Genomic DNA, 19342 nt, shown 5'->3' with positions numbered 1-19342 from the left:
CGGAGACCGGGAGGCGATGTTTCATGATACATCCGTTTCAATGTTTCATATGTTTCAGTGTTGCGGGCCGGTCATCCCCGTGAAATCAATCGCTTGCAGGTTGGCATGGTGTTTGCGCTTACCCCTGTGTCCTTCAACCTGGATCGCCGCATGACCGTTTCGACCCTCTCTTCCGCCGGTGCCCGCTTCCGCGAGGCGCTGGCTGCCGAATCGCCGCTGCAGGTGATCGGCGCGATCAACGCCAACCATGCGCTGCTGGCAAAGCGCGCGGGTTTCCGTGCCATCTACCTGTCCGGCGGTGGCGTGGCCGCCGGCTCGCTGGGCCTGCCGGACCTGGGCATCAACACCCTGGAAGACGTGCTGGTGGACGTGCGCCGCATCACCGACGTCTGCGACCTGCCGCTGATGGTCGACATCGACACCGGCTTTGGCCCCAGCGCGTTCAACATCGCGCGCACCGTGAAGTCGCTGATCAAGGCGGGCGCGGCCGCCTGTCATATCGAAGACCAGGTCGGCGCCAAGCGCTGTGGTCATCGCCCGGGCAAGGAGATCGTCTCGCAGGGCGAAATGGTCGACCGCGTGAAGGCCGCAGCCGATGCCAAGACCGATCCGGACTTCTTCCTGATCGCGCGCACCGACGCCATCCAGGTGGACGGCGTGGACAAGGCCATCGAACGTGCCATCGCCTGCGTCGAAGCCGGTGCCGACGGCATCTTCGCCGAGGCCGCTTATGACCTGGATACCTACCGCCGCTTCGTCGATGCGGTGAAGGTGCCGGTACTGGCCAACATCACTGAATTCGGCGCGACCCCCTTGTTCAGCCGCGACGAGCTGGCCTCGGCCGGCGTTGCCATCCAGCTGTTCCCGCTGTCGGCGTTCCGCGCCGCCAACAAGGCCGCCGAGAACGTCTACCAGACGGTCCGCCGTGAAGGCCACCAGCGCAACCTGATCGACAGCATGCAGACCCGCGAGGAGCTGTATGACCGTATCGGCTACCACGCCTTCGAGCAGCAGCTCGATGCGCTGTTCGCCGCCAAGAAATAAGCAGTACCCTGCACCATCAAGTTTCGGAGGGAAACATGAACGATACGACCGCAACCCCGACCTTCAAGCCGAAGAAGTCCGTCGCCCTGTCCGGCACCGCTGCCGGCAACACCGCGCTGTGCAGCGTCGGCCGCAGTGGCAACGACCTGCACTACCGTGGCTACGACATCCTGGACCTGGCCAACACCAGCGAGTTCGAGGAAATCGCCTACCTGCTGGTGCATGGCAAGCTGCCGACCCGCGCCGAGCTGGTTTCGTACAAGGCCAAGCTGAAGTCGCTGCGTGGCATTCCGGCCGCGGTGAAGGCCGCGCTGGAAGAACTGCCGCCGTCGGCGCACCCGATGGATGTGATGCGCACCGGCGTGTCCGTGCTCGGCTGCGTGGCGCCGGAGAAGGACGATCACAATCATCCGGGCGCGCGCGACATCGCCGACAAGCTGATGGCCTGCCTCGGTTCGATGCTGCTGTACTGGTACCACTGGAGCCACAACGGCCGTGCGATCGACGTGGAAACCGACGATGACTCCATCGGTGGCCACTTCCTGCACCTGCTGCACGGCGAGAAGCCGCAGGATTCGTGGGTGAAGGCGATGCACACCTCGCTGATCCTGTACGCCGAGCACGAGTTCAACGCCTCGACCTTCGCCTGCCGCGTCATCGCCGGCACCGGCAGCGACATGTACAGCGCGATCTGCGGTGGCATCGGCGCGCTGCGTGGCCCCAAGCACGGCGGCGCCAACGAAGTGGCGTTCGAAGTGCAGAAGCGCTATGACAATCCGGACGAAGCCGAGGAAGACATCAAGGCCCGGGTGGAGCGCAAGGAAGTGGTGATCGGTTTCGGCCACCCGGTCTACACCGTGTCCGATCCGCGCAACAAGGTGATCAAGGACGTCGCCCGCGAACTGTCCGAAGAGCAGTCGAGCATGAAGATGTACGACATCGCCGAGCGCCTGGAAACGGTGATGTGGGACATCAAGAAGATGTTCCCGAACCTGGACTGGTTCAGCGCCGTCAGCTACCACATGATGGGCGTGCCGACCGCGATGTTCACCCCCCTGTTCGTGATCGCCCGCACCGCCGGCTGGAGCGCGCACATCGTCGAACAGCGTATCGACGGCAAGATCATCCGCCCGAGCGCCAACTACATCGGCCCGGAAGATCGCGACTTCGTGGCCATCGACAAGCGTTCCTGATCATCGCCACTGTTGCACTGCTGCATGCATCCGGCCGGCCCCGTGCCGGCCGGATGCCGTCACCGCCGTATTGCCGGCACCCGGCCCGCCACGAGCATTCCGCCAGCCCATGAATACCGATTACCGCAAGACCCTCCCCGGCGCCTCGCTGGACTATTTCGATGCGCGCGCCGCCGTCGACGCGATCCAGCCCGGTGCCTACGCCACGCTTCCGTACGTATCGCGCGTGCTGGCCGAGAACCTGGTGCGTCGCTGCGATCCGGCCACGCTGACCGACTCGCTGAAGCAGCTGATCGAGCGCCGTCGCGACCTGGATTTCCCGTGGTTCCCGGCGCGCGTGGTATGCCATGACATCCTCGGCCAGACCGCGCTGGTGGATCTGGCCGGCCTGCGCGATGCGATCGCCGACAAGGGCGGTGATCCGGCCAAGGTCAACCCGGTGGTGCCGGTGCAGCTGATCGTCGATCACTCGCTGGCAGTGGAGTGCGGTGGTTTCGATCCGCAGGCGTTCGAGAAGAACCGCGCCATCGAGGACCGTCGCAACGAGGACCGCTTCCACTTCATCGACTGGACCAAGCTGGCCTTCGAGAACGTGGACGTGATTCCGCCGGGCAACGGCATCATGCATCAGATCAACCTGGAGAAAATGTCGCCGGTGATCTACGTGCAGGACGGCGTCGCCTTCCCCGATACCTGCGTGGGCACCGACAGCCACACCCCGCATGTGGATGCGCTGGGTGTGATCGCCATCGGCGTGGGCGGCCTGGAAGCAGAGAACGTGATGCTGGGCCGTGCGTCGTGGATGCGCCTGCCGGACATCATCGGTGTCGAGCTGACCGGTCGGCCGCAGCCGGACATCACCGCCACCGACGTGGTGCTGGCCCTGACCGAATTCCTGCGCAAGGAGCGCGTGGTCGGCGCCTGGCTTGAATTCTTCGGCGAAGGTGCCGCTGCACTCACCATCGGTGATCGCGCCACCATCTCCAACATGTGCCCCGAATACGGCGCAACCGCCGCGATGTTCTACATCGACGGCCAGACCATCGACTACCTGCGCCTGACTGGTCGCGAGGAAAAGCAGGTCGCACTGGTTGAAAACTACGCGCGCAGCACCGGCCTGTGGGCCGATGACCTGGCCACTGCGGAATACGAGCGCGTGCTGCACTTCGATCTGTCGACGGTGGTGCGCAACATGGCCGGCCCGAGCAATCCGCATCGCCGCCTGCCGGTATCGGAACTGGTCGAGCGCGGCATCGCCGATGCCGACAAGCTGGAAGCCGGCAAGGCCGAGCAGGCACAGGGCCTGATGCCGGATGGCGCGGTGATCATCGCTGCCATCACCAGCTGCACCAATACCTCCAACCCGCGCAACGTGATCGCCGCCGGCCTGCTGGCACGCAAGGCCAACGAGCGCGGCCTGCTGCGCAAGCCTTGGGTGAAGTCGTCGCTGGCACCTGGTTCCAAGGCCGTGCAGCTGTACCTGGAAGAAGCGGGCCTGCTGCCGGACCTGGAGAAGCTGGGCTTCGGCATCGTCGCCTTCGCCTGCACCACCTGCAATGGCATGAGCGGCGCGCTGGATCCGAAGATCCAGCAGGAAATCATCGACCGTGACCTGTACGCCACGGCGGTACTGTCGGGCAACCGAAACTTCGACGGCCGAATCCATCCATATGCGAAGCAGGCGTTCCTGGCCTCGCCGCCACTGGTGATCGCCTACGCCATCGCCGGCACCATCCGCTTTGACATCGAGAAGGATGTGCTGGGCGTGGACACCGACGGCAACGAGGTGCGCCTGAAGGACATCTGGCCGAGTGATGCCGAGATTGATGCGGTGGTGAAGGCGGCGGTGAAGCCGGAGCAGTTCCGCAGCGTCTACAACCCGATGTTCAACGTACGCGTCGAACACGGCGCAGCGGTGAGCCCGCTGTACGACTGGCGCCCGCAGAGCACCTACATCCGTCGTCCGCCGTACTGGGAAGGTGCACTGGCCGGTGAGCGCTCGCTGGCCGGCATGCGTGCGCTGGCGGTGTTGCCCGACAACATCACCACCGACCACCTGTCGCCGTCCAACGCGATCCTGGCCTCGAGTGCGGCTGGCGAATACCTGGCGAAGATGGGCCTGCCGGAAGAGGACTTCAATTCCTACGCCACCCACCGCGGTGACCACCTGACCGCGCAGCGTGCCACCTTCGCCAATCCGAAGCTGTTCAACGAGATGGTGCGCAATGAAGACGGCAGCGTGAAACAAGGTTCGCTGGCGCGCGTCGAGCCGGAAGGCAAGGTGATGCGCATGTGGGAAGCGATCGAGACCTACATGGAGCGCAAGCAACCGCTGATCATCATCGCCGGTGCCGACTACGGGCAGGGCTCTTCGCGTGACTGGGCCGCCAAGGGCGTGCGCCTGGCTGGCGTGGAGGCCATCGTTGCCGAAGGCTTCGAACGCATCCACCGCACCAACCTGATCGGCATGGGCGTGCTGCCGCTGGAGTTCAAGCCGGGCACCACCCGCCTGACGCTGGGCATCGATGGCACCGAAACCTTCGACGTCATCGGTGAACGTACACCGCGCGCCGAGTTGCGTGTGGTCATCCACCGCCGCGACGGCCAGGACGTGATCGTGCCGGTCACCTGCCGCCTGGACAGTGACGAGGAAGTGGCGATCTACGAGGCCGGCGGCGTACTGCAGCGCTTCGCCCAGGACTTCCTGGAAGGCGCCAAGGTGGCGTAAGGCATCCGACGGCCCGGCAACGGGCCGTCTTTCATTGCAAGGAACCGTTCCATGGCATTTCTCCCGCAACTCCGTATTCCCGCCACCTACATGCGCGGTGGTACCAGCAAGGGCGTGTTCTTCCGCCTGCAGGACCTGCCCGAGGCCGCTCAGGTGCCGGGTGCCGCACGCGATGCGCTGCTGATGCGCGTGATCGGCTCGCCCGACCCGTATGGCAAGCAGACCGACGGCATGGGTGGGGCCACCTCCAGCACCAGCAAGTGCGTGATCATCTCCACCGCCTCGGTGCCGGATCACGACGTGGATTACCTGTATGGTCAGGTGTCGATCGATACCGCATTCGTGGACTGGAGCGGCAACTGCGGCAATCTCAGCACCGCCGTTGGTCCGTTCGCGATCGCCAACGGCCTGATCGATCCGGCCCGGGTGCCGCACGATGGCTTGTGCACCGTGCGCATCTGGCAGGCCAACATCGGCAAGACCATCATCGCCCATGTGCCGATGCGCGATGGGCAGGTGCAGGAGATCGGCGATTTCGAGCTGGATGGCGTGACCTTCCCCGCTGCCGAGATCCAGCTGGAATTCCTCGATCCGTCCGACGATGGTGACGCCGGTGCGATGTTCCCCACCGGCAACCTGGTCGATACGCTGGACGTGCCGGGCGAGGGTAGTTTCGAAGTGACGATGATCACCGCCGGCATCCCGACCATCTTCCTCAACGCCGCCGATCTCGGTTACACCGGCACCGAACTGCAGCCGGCGATCAATGAAGACAAAGCGGCGCTGGAGCGCTTCGAAAAGATCCGTGCCTACGGCGCCCTGCGCATGGGCCTGATCCAGAAACTGGAAGACGCGGGGACCCGCCAGCACACGCCGAAGGTGGCCTTCGTCGCCCCTGCGCAGGACTACGTGTCGTCCAGCGGCAAGGCGATCCCGGCCGAGGACATCGATCTGCATGCCCGCGCGCTGTCGATGGGCAAGCTGCACCACGCGATGATGGGCACCGCTGCAGTGGCGATCGGTACCGCCGCGGCGATCCCCGGCACGCTGGTCAATCGTGCTGCTGGCGGTGGCGAGCGCGAGGCCGTGACCTTCGGGCATCCGTCGGGCACGTTGCGCGTGGGTGCGCAGGCCGCACTCGTTGACGGCCAGTGGACGGTGTCCAAGGCCATCATGAGCCGCAGCGCCCGCGTGCTGATGGAAGGCAAGGTACGCGTGCCGGCCGAGTGATGGCGTGGCGGATGCCATCATCGCGGGTGAGGCTGCACGCGCTTTGGTAGATGCCAACCTTGGTTGGCATGGAAATGGCAACGTCCGGGAAAGACCCCGCGCCAACCAAGGTTGGCCACTACCGGGTCTGGCCCGGCAGGGCAACGCAACGAGGAGATCAATGATGTCCGACAGCCACACCCCATCCAACGCGCGTGCAGCCTGGGATGCGCTGCTGGTGGACATCGTCGACTACGTGCGTGACACGCGCATCGACTCGCCGCTGGCGTTCCAGACCGCGCATCACTGCCTGCTCGACACGCTTGGCTGCGGGTTGGAGGCGCTGTCCTTCCCCGCCTGCAGCAAGCTGCTGGGCCCGCTGGTGCCGGGTATCAGCGTGGCCAACGGCGCGCGCGTTCCCGGCACCAATTTCGTGCTTGATCCGGTGCAGGCGGCCTTCAACATCGGCGCAATGGTGCGCTGGCTGGATTTCAACGACACCTGGCTGGCCGCCGAATGGGGTCACCCCTCGGACAACCTCGGTGGCATCCTCGCCGTGGCCGACTGGCTTGGCCGCAACGCGGCGGCGTTGCGACGCCCGTCGCCGACCGTGCATGACGTGCTGCTGGCGATGATCAAGGCGCACGAGATCCAGGGCGTGCTGGCGTTACGCAACTCTTTCAACCGGGTCGGCCTGGACCACGTGCTGCTGGTCAAGGTGGCCACCACCGCCGTCGTCGCGCAGATGCTGGGGCTGGACCGCGAGCGCATGCTCAATGCGGTGTCGCTGGCCTGGGTGGATGGGCAGGCGCTGCGCACCTACCGGCATGCGCCCAACACCGGTTCGCGCAAAAGCTGGGCAGCCGGTGATGCGACCAGCCGTGGCGTACGCCTGGCGCTGATGGCCGCCACCGGCGAGATGGGCTACCCCAGCGTGCTCAGTGCACCGACCTGGGGCTTCGAAGCGGTATCGATGCATGGCCAGGCGCTGACCCTCGGTCGCCCCTTCGGCAGCTACGTGATGGAGAACGTGCTGTTCAAGATCAGTTTCCCGGCCGAATTCCACGGGCAGACGGCGGTGGAGGCGGCGATCATCCTGCACCAGCAGCTGCGCGCGCAGGGGCGAACGGCCGAGGACATCGAACACATCGCGATCCGTACCCAGGAAGCCTGCATCCGCATCATCGACAAGCAGGGGCCGCTGCACAACCCGGCCGACCGCGATCACTGCGTGCAGTACATGGTGGCCATCGCGCTGCTGCATGGGCGGCTGGTGGCCGAGGATTACGAGGACGACATGGCGGCCGATCCGCGCATTGACGCGCTGCGCGCGAAGATGACCTGCCATGAAGACCCGCAGCTCAGCGCCGACTACCTGGACCCGGACAAGCGCAGCATCGCCAACGGGCTGACGGTGCGCTTCAACGACGGCAGCGCGCTGCCGGAGATGCTGGTGGAGTACCCGCTGGGCCACGCACGCCGGCGCGCAGAGGGTATCCCGCTGCTGATGGACAAGTTCCGTCGGCACCTGGCGCACCGCTTTCCCACCGCCCAGCAGCAGCGCGTCCTGGCCGCCTCGCTGGACCCGGTGGCGCTGGCGGCGATGCCGGTGACCGACTACGTGGACCTGTACCTGCCGGGGTAGGGGGCACTTTGGTAGGTGCCAACCTTGGTTGGCATGGGCCCAACGCCAACCGGGGCGGCGACTACTCCGCCGGGCATGGCCCGGCGCTACCGTTCCGATGCATTCCTGCCGAATCCGCGTCAACGCCTTGACGCGACGCGCCTATAATGGCCACCTCGATCAAGGAGTGACGACATGAGCGGTCCGGCACGGCGGATGCGGTGGGGATGGACGGCAGCATTGCTGGCAGGAGGCCTGTTGCTGGGCCTGGCCGGTTGCCGCAATGACAGCGGGCAGCTGCCAAAGGCCAGCGGCGAAGCCATCGCCACCAAGGCCGAGCAGGTGAAGGAGTTCACCCTGCTGCGTGCCTACCCGGACCAGAAGAGTGAAGGCCTGTCGCTGGCGCTGGAGTTCTCGCGCCCGCTGGTCGGCACCCAGGACTTCGACAAGCTGGTGCGCTTCGAAGAGAAGGTCGGCAACGATGACAGCAGCTGGACCCTGTCCGATGACGGCCTGACCCTGCGCTATCCCTTCGTCGAAGCCGGCAAGGAATTCAGCCTGGTGGTCTCGCCGGACCTGCTGGCCGCCGATGGCAGCCGCCTGGGCAAGGAACTGAAGCAGAAGGTCTTCAGCGGCGAGCTGAAGCCGGTGGCCGGTTTTGCCTCGCAGGGCAGCGTGCTGCCGGCCAAGGACAGCCGCGGCCTGCCGGTGGTGTCGGTGAACGTGCCGGAGGTCGATGTCGAGTTCCTGCGCGTGCGCGAAAAGGATCTGCCGACCTTCTTCAGCCAGTACCAGCGCGGTGGTCGCCGTGGCAGCTGGGAACTGAGCAGCGACTACGAGCGCAGCCCGATCAACAAGCTGGCCGAACCGGTCTACGTCAATCGCTTCATCCTGGGCGGCAAGCAGAACGAGCGGGTGCTGACCTACCTGCCGACCCAGGACATCAAGGAACTGCAGGAGCCGGGGCTGTATTTCGCCCTGCTCAAGCGCACCGGTGACTACGAGGGCGAGTTCGATACCGCATTCTTCTCGGTCAGCGACATCGGCCTGCACACCCGCGCGTACAAGGACAAGCTGTTCGTCCATACCGCCGCGCTGAAGGACGGTGCATCGCTGAAGGGCATCGACCTGCGCGTGCTCGATGCCAAGGGCGAAGTGGTGCTGAAGGGCAGTACCGACAGCAACGGCAATGCGCTGCTGAACTACACCCTGGATGCCACCCACGTGCTGGTGGCAAGCAGCGGCAAGGACACCAGTTTCCTGCCCTTCAACCAGCCGGCGCTGGACCTGAGCGAGTTCGCCGTGGCCGGCCGTGACAACGCCTGGTTCGATGTCTATGCCTGGTCGGGCCGCGACCTGTACCGCCCGGGCGAGACGGTGCGCCTGTCGGCGCTGCTGCGCGACAACGACGGCAAGCCGATCAAGAGCCAGCCGGTGTTCCTGCGCCTGAAGCAGCCCGATGGCAAGACCTTCCGCGAAACCCGCGTGCAGCCGGGCGAGCAGGGCTACATCAACTTCGAGCAGACCATTCCCGCCGAGGCGCCGACCGGGCGCTGGCAGGTGGAGTTCCGCACCGACCCGGCCAGCAAGGAAGCGATCCAGGGCATGACCCTGCGCATCGAAGAGTTCCTGCCGGAGCGCATGAAGCTGGACCTGGACAGCGCGCAGAAGACGCTGAAGCCGGGTGAAGACCTGCACCTGCAGGCCAACGGTGCCTATCTGTACGGTGCCCCGGCCGATGGCAACCGCTTCACCGCGCGCATGGCGGTGGCCGCCGAGCAGAAGCCGGTGGAGGGCCTGCCGGGCTACTTCTTCGGCGACCCGACCCTGCAGCTGCCGCGCGAAGCCAAGGATGTCATCGACACCACGCTGCCGGCCAATGGCCAGCTGCGCGAAGACGTGTCGTTGCCGGAAGAAGCGACCAAGGCGAAGGCACCGATCGCGGTGGTGCTGTCCGGCAGCCTGTATGAAACCGGTGGCCGCACGGTCACCCGCACCCTGAAGCGGGTGGTGTGGCCGGCCGCCGCACTGGTCGGCGTGCGCCCGTTGTTCAATCCGGACGACGGTGCTGATTCCAACGGCAACGCGCGGTTTGAACTGATGCGCGTGGATGCGGACGGCAAGCCGCAGCCGGCCAAGGGCCTAAAGATCACCCTGGTGCGCGAGCTGCGCGACTACCACTGGACCTTCAACGACAACCGCTGGGACTACGATTTCACCCGCCGCTTCGAAAACAAGGAAACCCGTACCGTCGATGCCGGCGGCAGCGCGGTGGCCTTCGACTTCCCGGTGGAGTGGGGCGAGTACCGGGTAGACGTGTTCGATCCGTCCACCGGCCTGACCAGCCGTTATCCGTTCCGGGCCGGCTGGAGCTGGGGCGATGACAACCGTGGCCTCGATGCCCGCCCGGACAAGGTCAAGCTGGGCCTGGACAAGACCGGCTACAAGGCCGGCGATACCCTGGAAGTGACGGTGACCCCGCCGCATGCCGGCAAGGGCGTGCTGATGGTCGAGACCGACCGCATGCTGTACGTGCAGGACATCGACGCCAAGCCGGGTGCCACCTACAAGATCCCGGTCACCGCCGATTGGGAGCGCCACGACGTCTACATCACCGCGCTGGTATTCCGCGGTGGCAGTGCGCCGAGCAAGATCACCCCGGCCCGCGCGGTGGGCGTGGTGCACGTGCCGATGGACCGCAAGGGCCGCACCGTGGCCGTCGGCCTGGCCGCGCCCAAGCAGATGCGACCGGAGCAGGACCTGCCAGTGACGGTCAGCGCACCGCAGCTGGCCGGCAAGGTCGCGCACGTCACTGTTTCGGCCGTGGACGTGGGCATTCTCAACATCACCCGCTTCCCGGTGCCCGATGCCGGCGCGCACTTCTTCGCCCAGCGCCGCCTCGGTATCGATGCCTATGACATCTACAGCCGGGTGATCGAGAGCTTCGACGGCGGCAGCGGCAAGCTGAAGTTCGGCGGCGACATGGCGCTGCAGGCGTTGCCGCAGGCCAAGCGGCCGACCGCGCGCGTGCAGACCGTGGACCTGTTCTCCGGCCCGGTGCAGCTCGATGCCAAGGGCATTGCCCGCATCCGCCTGAAAGTGCCGGATTTCAATGGCACCCTGCGGGTGTCGGCGCTGGTCTACAGCGATGACCAGTACGGTAAGCGCGATGTGGAAACCGTGGTGCGTGCGCCGATCCTGGCCGAGGCCAGCATGCCGCGCGTGCTCGCCCCGGGCGACCGCAGTACGGTGACCCTGGACGTGCAGAACTTCACCGGCAAGCCCGGTCAGTTCAACGTGCGCGTGGACAGCGAAGGCCCGCTCAGCCTGGGCGAAGGCACGCGCAGCGTGCAGCTCAATGCCGATGCCAAGACCACGTTGAGCTTCCCGTTGTCGGCGCGCGAGGGCCACAGCGTGGCCAAGGTGCGCGTGCGTGTGGATGGCAACGGCTTCAAGGCCGACCGCCGCTACGATCTGCCGGTACGCGCGGCGTGGCCGCAGGTACTGCGCTCGCAGGTGCGCACGCTCGATCCGCTGGCGGCGGTGAGCCTGGATGGCAGCCTGATGGACGGGCTGATGTCCGAATCGGTCAATGCCCGCCTGCTGGTCAGCCCGCTGCCGCCGATCCCGTTCGCCAGCGCGCTGCAGGGCGCGCTGAACTACCCGTACGGCTGCGCCGAACAGACCACCAGCAAGGGCTACGCCGCGCTGATCCTGGACCAGGCCACGTCGTCCATGCTCGGCGCTGACGGCCTGGACGCGAAGACCCGTCGCGAGCGCATGGAAGGTGCGTTCGGTCGCCTGGCGTCGATGCAGGTGGCCAACGGCAACTTCTCGATGTGGGGTGACGATGGCTACGTGAACCCGTGGCTGACGCCGTACATCGCCGAGTTCCTGCTTGATGCCAAGGACGGTGGTTTCGCGGTGCCGGACAACGTGCTGCAGAAGGCGCTGAACCGCCTGAGCGAAGACCTGCTGTCCGGTGGCAACCAGTTCTACGGCCAGGAAAAACGCGAAAGCCTGAAGTTCGCCAACCAGGCGTACTCGGGTTACGTGCTGGCCCGCGTCAACCGCGCGCCGCTGGGTACCCTGCGCACGCTGTACGACAACGAACGCGGCAAGGCCGTGGGTGGCCTGTCGCTGGTGCACCTGGGCGTGGCGCTGTCGCTGCAGGGCGATGCCAAGCGCGGCCAGGCGGCCCTCGCGGCGGGCTTTGCCAAGTCCAGCAGCGAGCGCCCGTCGTACTTCGGCGACTACGGCAGTGCCGTTCGTGATGATGCGCTGATGATCGCGCTGACCCACGAAAACAAGCTGGCCAAGCCGGCATGGGATGCACGCGCGGTTGATCTTGGCCGTGGCCTGGATGCACGCCGCAACAGTGGCTGGATGTGGCTGAGCACGCAGGAACAGGTGGCCATCGCCCGTCTCGGCAAGGCGCTGGCCGCCAACCAGAAGGCGCTGGTGGCCGGTGAGCTGGTGATCGGTGGCAACAGCGAGGCCATCGGCGAACGCAAGCTGTTTGGCCGCAACTTCGATGCAGCGCAGCTGGCCGCGGGCGTGCGCTTCACCCCGCAGGGACAGCCGCCGATGTTCGCCAGCATCGACGTGGCCGGCATTCCGCGCAGCGCGCCGGCGCCGGACAACAGCGTGATCGGCGTGGAACGAAGCTACTTCGGCACCGATGGCAAGCCGTGGTCGCCGCGTCCGCTGAAGGAGGGCGAAGCGCTGATCGTGCGCGTCACCATCACCGCCGACAGCGAGATGCCCGATGCGCTGCTGACCGACCTGCTGCCGGCGGGCCTGGAGATCGAGAACCTCAACCTGGGCGATGCCAAGCAGTGGGCCGATGTGGTGGTGGATGGCATCACCATCAGCGACCGCAGCGAAGCGGCCGATACCAAGCACGAAGAGTTCCGCGATGACCGCTACGTGGCGGCGCTGAAGCTCTCGCGTGGCAGCAAGGCCAACGTGTTCTATCTGGTGCGTGCGGTCACTCCGGGTACCTACACGGTGCCGCCGTCGCTGGTGGAGGACATGTACCGGCCGCAGCTGCGTGGCGTCGGCCGCAGCAATCCGACCACGTTGACGGTGGTACAGCCGTGACCGTGCGGACGGGCCGCGACGGCGCGGCCCGTCCCACTGGATGCCGTGGATGAAGGTGGGATTGCTGAAAACGCGGCTGCCGCGCCTGCGGCAGCGGCTGCAGCCGCTGTGGCCTTGGCTGCGCTGGGGCACGGCGACCTTGCTGGCGCTGCTGCTGGTGCTGGATTTCGCCTTCCCGCCGCCGTTGCCCCGGCAACGCGACACCAGCACGCTGGTGGTCGCCGCTGACGGCAGCCCGATGCGGGCGTTCGCCGATGCCGAGGGCGTGTGGCGCTATCCGGCGTCGGTCGACAGCGTGTCGCCGCTGTACCTGCAGGCGCTGCTGACCTACGAGGATCGCTGGTTCTGGCAGCACCCGGGCATCAATCCGCTGGCGATCCTGCGTGCCGGTGAGCAGCTGCTGCGGGGTGGTCGCATCGTCTCCGGAGGCTCGACCCTGACCATGCAGGTGGCGCGCATTCTCGATCCGCATACGCGCACGCCCTGGGGCAAGCTGAAGCAGATGCTGCGTGCGGTGCAGCTTGAGGTGCACCTGTCCAAGCGCGAGATCCTCGCGTTGTATCTGGAGCGCGCGCCCTACGGTGGCACCATCGAAGGCGTGGAGGCGGCCAGCTGGGCCTACCTGGGTAAGCCGGCCGCGCAGCTTTCGCATGCCGAGGCCGCGTTGCTGGCGGTGCTGCCACAGGCACCCAGCCGTTTGCGCCCGGATCGTCATCCCGAAGCCGCGCAGAAGGCTCGCGACAAGGTACTGGCGCGCATGGCCGAGCTCGGCGCATGGACGCCGGAGGAAGTGGAAGATGCGCGCATCGAGAACGTGGTCGCACGCTCGCTGCGCCCGCCGCTGCATGCGGCACTGCTGGCCCAGCGCCTGCACTCGGCGCATCCGGGGCAGGCGCGGATCCAGAGCAGCATCGACATCGGCCTGCAGCGCACCCTTGAAGAGCGCGTGGCCAGCTATTTCTCCACGCTGCCCGAGCGCACGTCAGCCGCACTGCTGGTGGTCGACAATCAGACCCTGCAGGCGCGTGCGTATGTCGGCACGCTGTCTTTCGGTGATCGGCAACGGCTGGGCCACGTGGACATGGTGCAGGCCTGGCGCTCGCCGGGCTCCACGCTGAAGCCGTTCCTGTATGCGATGGCACTCGATGATGGCCTGATCCATTCCGAGAGCCTGCTGGTGGATGCGCCGCAGAGCTTCGGCAGCTATCGGCCGGGCAACTTCGACATGGCCTTCAACGGCCCGGTCAGTGCTGCCAGTGCGCTGCGCCTGTCCCTGAACGTGCCGTCGGTCGACCTGCTGCAGCGGGTAGGTGCGGCACGCTTCGCCGCGCGCCTGTCGCACGCCGGTATCCAGTTGCGCTTCCCGCCGGGCAGTTCGCCCAATCTGTCGCTGATCCTCGGCGGCACCGGCGCGCGGCTGGAAGACCTGGTCGGTGCGTTCGCTGCGCTCAACCGCAACGGCATTGCCGGCCGCGTGCGCTACACCGATGACGAACCGATGATCGAGCGGCGGCTGGCTTCGCCCGGTGCCAGCTGGATCGTGCGCGAGATGCTGGAATCGAATCCGCGCCCGGGGTACGGCGTTGGCACGTTCGACGTTGGCGGGCGGCCGCGCGTGGCCTGGAAGACCGGAACCAGCTATGGCTACCGCGATGCGTGGGCGATCGGCAGTACCCGCCACTACACCGTGGGCGTGTGGGTGGGGCGCCCCGATGGCACGCCGTTGCCGGGGCAGTACGGCGCGGTCACCGCCTTGCCGTTGATGTTCGAGGTGGTCGACAGCCTGCCGCGCCAACGCGGCGATGCGGCGGCCGCGCCGATGCCGGCCAGCGTGACCCAGGCAGACATCTGCTGGCCAACTGGAGAACTGGCCGAAGGGTTGCCAGCGGCACTCTGCCAGCGACGCCTGTCGGCCTATCTGCTGGACGGTGCGGCACCGCCGACGTTCCCCGAACGCGAGGCACGGCGATGGCAGCCTGGCCGCCAACGCTACCTGGCTGACGCGCGCACCGGACTGCGCGTATCGGCAGACTGCAGCGCGCCGCATGAGGAAGTCGCGCGGGAAATCGCGCGATGGCCGGCGCTGTTGTCACCCTGGCTGCCCAAAGCCACGCGCGATGCCTCACAGCTTCCCGCGCTGTCGCCGGACTGTCGCGATGATGGTCGCGAGGCCAGCGTGGCCCTGCATATCGATGGCCTCAACGAAGGCGCGACGCTGGCGCGTGCACCCAATGCCGAACACGGCGTACGCCTGCAGCTGCGCGCATTGGGCAGCGAACAGGCCGTGGACTGGCTGCTGGATGGTCGATGGATCGCGCAGACACGCGGTGCGCAGCTGATGCAGCGGGAGTTCGCCGATCCGGGCGCGCATACGTTGACCGCGCTGGCCGCTGACGGCGCCTGGACGCAGGTACGGTTCAACGTGCTGCGGTAGCGCCGTGCCATGCCCGGCGGGTTGGTGCACCCTGACCCGGTAGGTGCCAACCTTGGTTGGCACGCGCAGAAGCCGCCCACCAAGGTGGGCGACTACCAGGGCGTTGGCCGGCTATCGCCCGGCGCTACTCCCCGATCCAGCCATCCAGCAGGTCGGCGAACTCATCGGCGTGCTCCTCCTCCTGCGCCAGGATCTCTTCCAGGATGCGCTTGGTGGTGGTGTCACTGTCGCCGATGAAGTTGATCATCTCGCGGTAGCTGTCGATGGCGATGCGCTCGGCCACCAGGTTCTCGCGGACCATGTCGCGCAGGTCGCTGCCTTCCTTGTATTCGGCGTGCGAGCGTGCGGTCAGCGTGTCCGGATTGAGGTCAGGCTCGCCGCCCAGCTGGACGATGCGCTCGGCCAGTTTGCCGGCATGTGCCTGCTCCTGCTGCGCGTGTTCCAGGAACTCGCCCTTGACTGCGTCGGCCAGCATGCCCTTGGCCATGAAGTAGTGCCGGTAGTAGCGCAGCACGCACACATATTCGGTGGCCAGCGCGTCGTTGAGCAGCTTGATCACCACCTTGCGGTCGGCGCTGTAGCTGTCGGTGATCGCTCCGTCCTCGATGTTCTTCCGTGCCCGCTCGCGCAGGGTCTGACGATCGCTGATGCCAGCGACCTTGGCGGAAGGGGAGGTGTTGTTGGCTTTGGCTGGCTTGTTGGACATGGCTGGCCGGTTTCCTCTGCAGTCAGGGTTTCAGGTGGGCAGGTGATCCAGTACGTAGTCGGCTGACGACACCTCGAACTGGCCGGGTTCCTCGATCCAGGCCGCGCGTACCGTGCCGTCCACCACGTACAGGGCAAAGCGACGCGAACGCGTGCCCATGCCGGATGAACTTGCATCCAGCTCCAGGCCAAGTGCACGGGTCAGTTCGGCGTTGCCGTCGGACAACATCAGCAGGCCGTCGGGCACGTGCTGGTCGGTGGCCCAGGCCTTCATCACGAACGGATCGTTGACCGCCACGCAGTAGACATCGATGCCGCGATGGCGGAACGCCTCGAACTTTTCCACGTACCCGGGCAGGTGGCGGGCCGAGCAGGTGGGGGTGAATGCACCGGGCACGGCGAACAGCACCACCTTGCGCCCGTCGAACAGGGCGTGGGTATCGAGGGTCTCGATGCCTTCGCGGATGCGCTTGAGGGTGACTTCCGGAATACGGTCGCCGACATGGATGGTCATGGGAACTCCTTGCTGGGTGAGGGTAGGGGCCAGGAGGGGACGGACGCGTCAAGACATTGGAAAACCCATGTATACACCCCATCTCCGTCGTCCGCGGCGGGCTGTCAGCCACAGCATGCGGCCGGGCGATGGCAGGCGCATTGCGCTGGATCAGTCGGCCTCACCGTTGCCGCACGACCGGCGGCGTAGCATCGCCGGCGCGTAGAATGAACCCGGGGCGGCGCCCACCGGCGCGGCCGAAGCGAATCGAGGTAGCTGGATGGAATTCAAGGATTATTACGCCACCCTGGGGGTGGAACCGAGCGCGGGCGAGGCGGAAATCAAGACCGCCTATCGCCGGCTGGCACGCAAGTACCACCCGGACGTCAGCAAGGAGGCCGGGGCCGAGGACAAGTTCAAGGCCATCAACGAGGCCTACGAGGCGTTGCGCGATCCCGAGAAGCGCGCGGCCTATGACCAGTTGCGTGCGCAGGGCTATCGTCCGGGCGAGGAATTCAACGTGCCGCCGAACTACGGCGGTGGCGGTTTCAATTTCGAGGAAGTGTTCGGCGGCGGTGGCCCCAACGGTGGTTTCAGCGACTTCTTCGAGAGCCTGTTCGCGCGCCAGCGCGGCGGCCAGGGTGCAGGCCCGGGCCCGGGCTTCAGCAGCCATGGCCATGCGCCCAACCGCGATACCCGGGCCAAGCTGTCGGTACCGCTGGAGGCGGCCTACAGCGGCGACAGCCTGCGCATCACCGTCAATGGCAAGCAGCTGGACGTGCGCGTGCCCAAGGGCATCCGTCCTGGGCAGGTGATCCGCCTGGCCGGGCAGGGCAACCACGGCGGCAACCTGCTGCTGGAAGTGGAGTACGCCGCGCATCCGCAGTTCGAGGTCGACGGTCGCAACATCCTGTACACGCTGCCGGTCACCCCGTGGCAGGCGGCGCTGGGTACCAGCATCAGCGTGCCGACCCTGGGCGGAGCGGTGGAACTGAAGATTCCGGCTGACTCCGATGCCGGTCGCAAACTGCGCCTGCGTGGACGTGGCCTGCCGGGCAGCCCGGAGGGCGATCAGATCGTCGAGCTGGAGATTGTCGCCCCGGCGGCGACGGACGAAGCGCAGAAGAAGGCCTATCGGAATCTGGCCAAGGCGTTTGGCGAAACGATCTGAAATCTGCTTCGGTGCGTGCGGACCTCGGTCCGCACGCCTGGCGGTAGTGTCGGCCGCTGGCCGGCAAAGGCGTGCCAACCAAGGTTGGCATCTACCAGAGCAAAGGCGTGCCAACCAAGGTTGGCATCTACCAGAGCAAAGCCGTGCCAACCAAGGTTGGCACCTGCCAGAGCGGTGGGTCAGCCTTGACCGGCGAACACCCGCTCCAGCACCTCGGACAGCTCGTCTTCCGAGAACGGCTTGGTGATATAGGCCTTGGCACCCTGGCGCATGCCCCACATGCGGTCGGTGTCCTGGTCCTTGGTGGTCACCAGGATCACCGGAATATGCCGGGTCGCCTCATCGCGGGCGAGCGTGCGGGTCGCCTGGAAGCCATTGAGGTTGGGCATCACCACGTCCATCAGCACCAGGTCGGGCAGCTCGGCCTTCGCGGTTTCCACTCCGGCCGCACCATCGGTGGCGGTCAGGATCTGGTGCCCGAGCTTCTCGACGATGCGCTGTATCCCCAACAGCTGCGACGGTGAGTCGTCGACGATCAGAATGCGTGCCATGTTGTTCCCCGTGTGATGCCGGAAGTGTAGTGCCGGCATCCCGTTGGCGGGAGGGCGACTGCTGCCGTCCGTCGCCTGCCTGCGACGTTCAGTCGATCCGCACCACCGTGCGGCCAAGCGAGCCGCCCGCCAGCATGCGATCGAACACCGCAGGCAGGCCATCCAGACCGACTTCGGCGGTGCAGATGCGGTCCAGGTGCTGCGGCTTCCACGCGTCGCCCAAGCGTGCCCACACTTCTTCGCGCAGCGCGCGCGGGGCATTGGCCGACGAAACGCCGAGCAGCGAGACACCGCGCAGGATGAAGGGCATCACGGTCATGTCCAGCGTCGGGCTGGCGGCCAGGCCCGCACTGACCACGCTGCCGTAAGGCACGGTTTGGGCCAGCAGGCTGGCCAGCATCGGCCCGCCGGCGTTGTCCAGGCCACCGCCAAAACGTGCCGACTGCAGCGGCCCGGTGTCGGCAAGGGCGTCACGCGGCAGCACCTCGGCAGCACCGATGCCGCGCAGGAAGTCGATCTGCTCCGGTTTGCCGCTGATCGCGTGCACGGCATAGCCGGCGCGGCTGAAGATGTCCACGGCCAGAGCGCCGACCCCACCGCTGGCGCCGGTAACCGCCAGTGGCCCAAGCTCGGGTGTCTGCCGGTTGTCCTGCAGGCGCAGCAGCGCCAGTGCGGCGGTGAAGCCGGCGGTGCCCAGTACCATCGCCTCGCGTGGGCTCAAGCCCGCCGGCTGGGCGATGACCGCGCTCGATTCCAGTCGCACGTACTGGCTGTAGCCGCCATCACGGGTTTCGCTGAGGCCACAGCCGGTGGCCAGTACCGCATCGCCCTCGCGCCAGGCCGGATCGGTGGAGGCGACCACCGTGCCGGCCACGTCAATCCCGCCCACCAGCGGGAAGCGACGCAGTATCCGGCCTTTGCCGGTGCCGGCCAGGGCATCCTTGTAGTTGACCGAGGACCAGTGGGCGCGGATCAGTACCTGGCCGGGGTTGAGGTCGTCCAGACGCAGCGGGACCAGGCCGCTGCGGTGGCCGGCGTCGTCTTTTTCGATGCGGAAGGCGGTGAACGGGGTGGTGGGGGCCATCGG

Annotated in this window: 12 protein-coding genes; 8 read left to right on the top strand and 4 right to left on the bottom strand. The window is 66.6% G+C overall.

Features of this window, described 5'->3' with window-relative positions:
- The first annotated feature begins 150 nt into the window (after positions 1–150).
- The 7 genes from prpB (at position 151) to pbpC (ending at position 15335) form a co-directional block, all read left to right on the top strand.
- On the top strand, positions 151–1044 hold the full coding sequence (gene prpB, locus AC07UW_RS15335; RefSeq protein ID WP_025877008.1) for a methylisocitrate lyase: 894 nt from the start codon (positions 151–153) through the stop codon (positions 1042–1044).
- Positions 1045–1079: 35 nt separating this feature from the next.
- Positions 1080–2237, top strand: a complete 1158-nt coding sequence (prpC, locus tag AC07UW_RS15330) for a bifunctional 2-methylcitrate synthase/citrate synthase (RefSeq protein ID WP_025877010.1) — start codon at positions 1080–1082, stop codon at positions 2235–2237.
- 109 nt (positions 2238–2346) lie between these two features.
- Complete coding sequence (acnD, locus tag AC07UW_RS15325) at positions 2347–4965, top strand: Fe/S-dependent 2-methylisocitrate dehydratase AcnD (protein WP_495212355.1); 2619 nt, start codon at positions 2347–2349, stop codon at positions 4963–4965.
- Positions 4966–5016: 51 nt separating this feature from the next.
- Positions 5017–6195 (top strand): 2-methylaconitate cis-trans isomerase PrpF, encoded by a 1179-nt coding sequence (gene prpF, locus AC07UW_RS15320; RefSeq protein WP_495212354.1) that lies wholly within the window; start codon positions 5017–5019, stop codon positions 6193–6195.
- 163 nt (positions 6196–6358) lie between these two features.
- Positions 6359–7819 carry a bifunctional 2-methylcitrate dehydratase/aconitate hydratase gene (locus AC07UW_RS15315; RefSeq protein WP_495212353.1) on the top strand — a complete coding sequence of 487 codons (1461 nt, stop codon included), beginning with the start codon at positions 6359–6361 and terminating at the stop codon, positions 7817–7819.
- Between the two features lie 174 nt (positions 7820–7993).
- Entirely contained in the window at positions 7994–12901 is a 4908-nt protein-coding gene (locus tag AC07UW_RS15310) for an alpha-2-macroglobulin family protein (RefSeq protein ID WP_495212352.1), read from the top strand.
- A gap of 49 nt (positions 12902–12950) precedes the next feature.
- The gene (gene pbpC, locus AC07UW_RS15305; protein WP_495212351.1) at positions 12951–15335 is read left to right on the top strand and encodes a penicillin-binding protein 1C; all 2385 of its coding nucleotides are present in this window, start codon (positions 12951–12953) and stop codon (positions 15333–15335) included.
- A 124-nt stretch (positions 15336–15459) separates the two neighbouring features.
- Here the strand turns inward: pbpC and AC07UW_RS15300 are convergent, their stop codons facing one another.
- Positions 15460–16041, bottom strand: a complete 582-nt coding sequence (locus AC07UW_RS15300) for a ferritin-like domain-containing protein (RefSeq protein WP_495212350.1) — start codon at positions 16039–16041, stop codon at positions 15460–15462.
- Positions 16042–16071: 30 nt separating this feature from the next.
- Positions 16072–16554 carry a peroxiredoxin gene (locus AC07UW_RS15295; protein WP_025877032.1) on the bottom strand — a complete coding sequence of 161 codons (483 nt, stop codon included), beginning with the start codon at positions 16552–16554 and terminating at the stop codon, positions 16072–16074.
- Between the two features lie 259 nt (positions 16555–16813).
- Here AC07UW_RS15295 and AC07UW_RS15290 point away from each other — a divergent pair, with 259 nt between their 5' ends.
- On the top strand, positions 16814–17704 hold the full coding sequence (locus tag AC07UW_RS15290) for a DnaJ C-terminal domain-containing protein (protein WP_033831759.1): 891 nt from the start codon (positions 16814–16816) through the stop codon (positions 17702–17704).
- 179 nt (positions 17705–17883) lie between these two features.
- Here AC07UW_RS15290 and pilH read toward each other — a convergent pair whose 3' ends face one another.
- Together pilH and AC07UW_RS15280 are read right to left on the bottom strand one after the other, a co-directional pair.
- A complete protein-coding gene (gene pilH / locus AC07UW_RS15285; RefSeq protein WP_005410644.1) occupies positions 17884–18255 on the bottom strand; it encodes a twitching motility response regulator PilH in 372 nt (123 codons plus the stop codon).
- 88 nt (positions 18256–18343) lie between these two features.
- Positions 18344–19339, bottom strand: coding sequence for a YhdH/YhfP family quinone oxidoreductase (locus AC07UW_RS15280; RefSeq protein ID WP_495212349.1), 996 nt, complete (start codon positions 19337–19339; stop codon positions 18344–18346).
- Positions 19340–19342: the final 3 nt, after the last annotated feature.

Source organism: Stenotrophomonas sp. GW821-FHT02D01, assembly GCF_059421765.1.
This window is presented reverse-complemented; position numbering and strand designations above follow the sequence as displayed.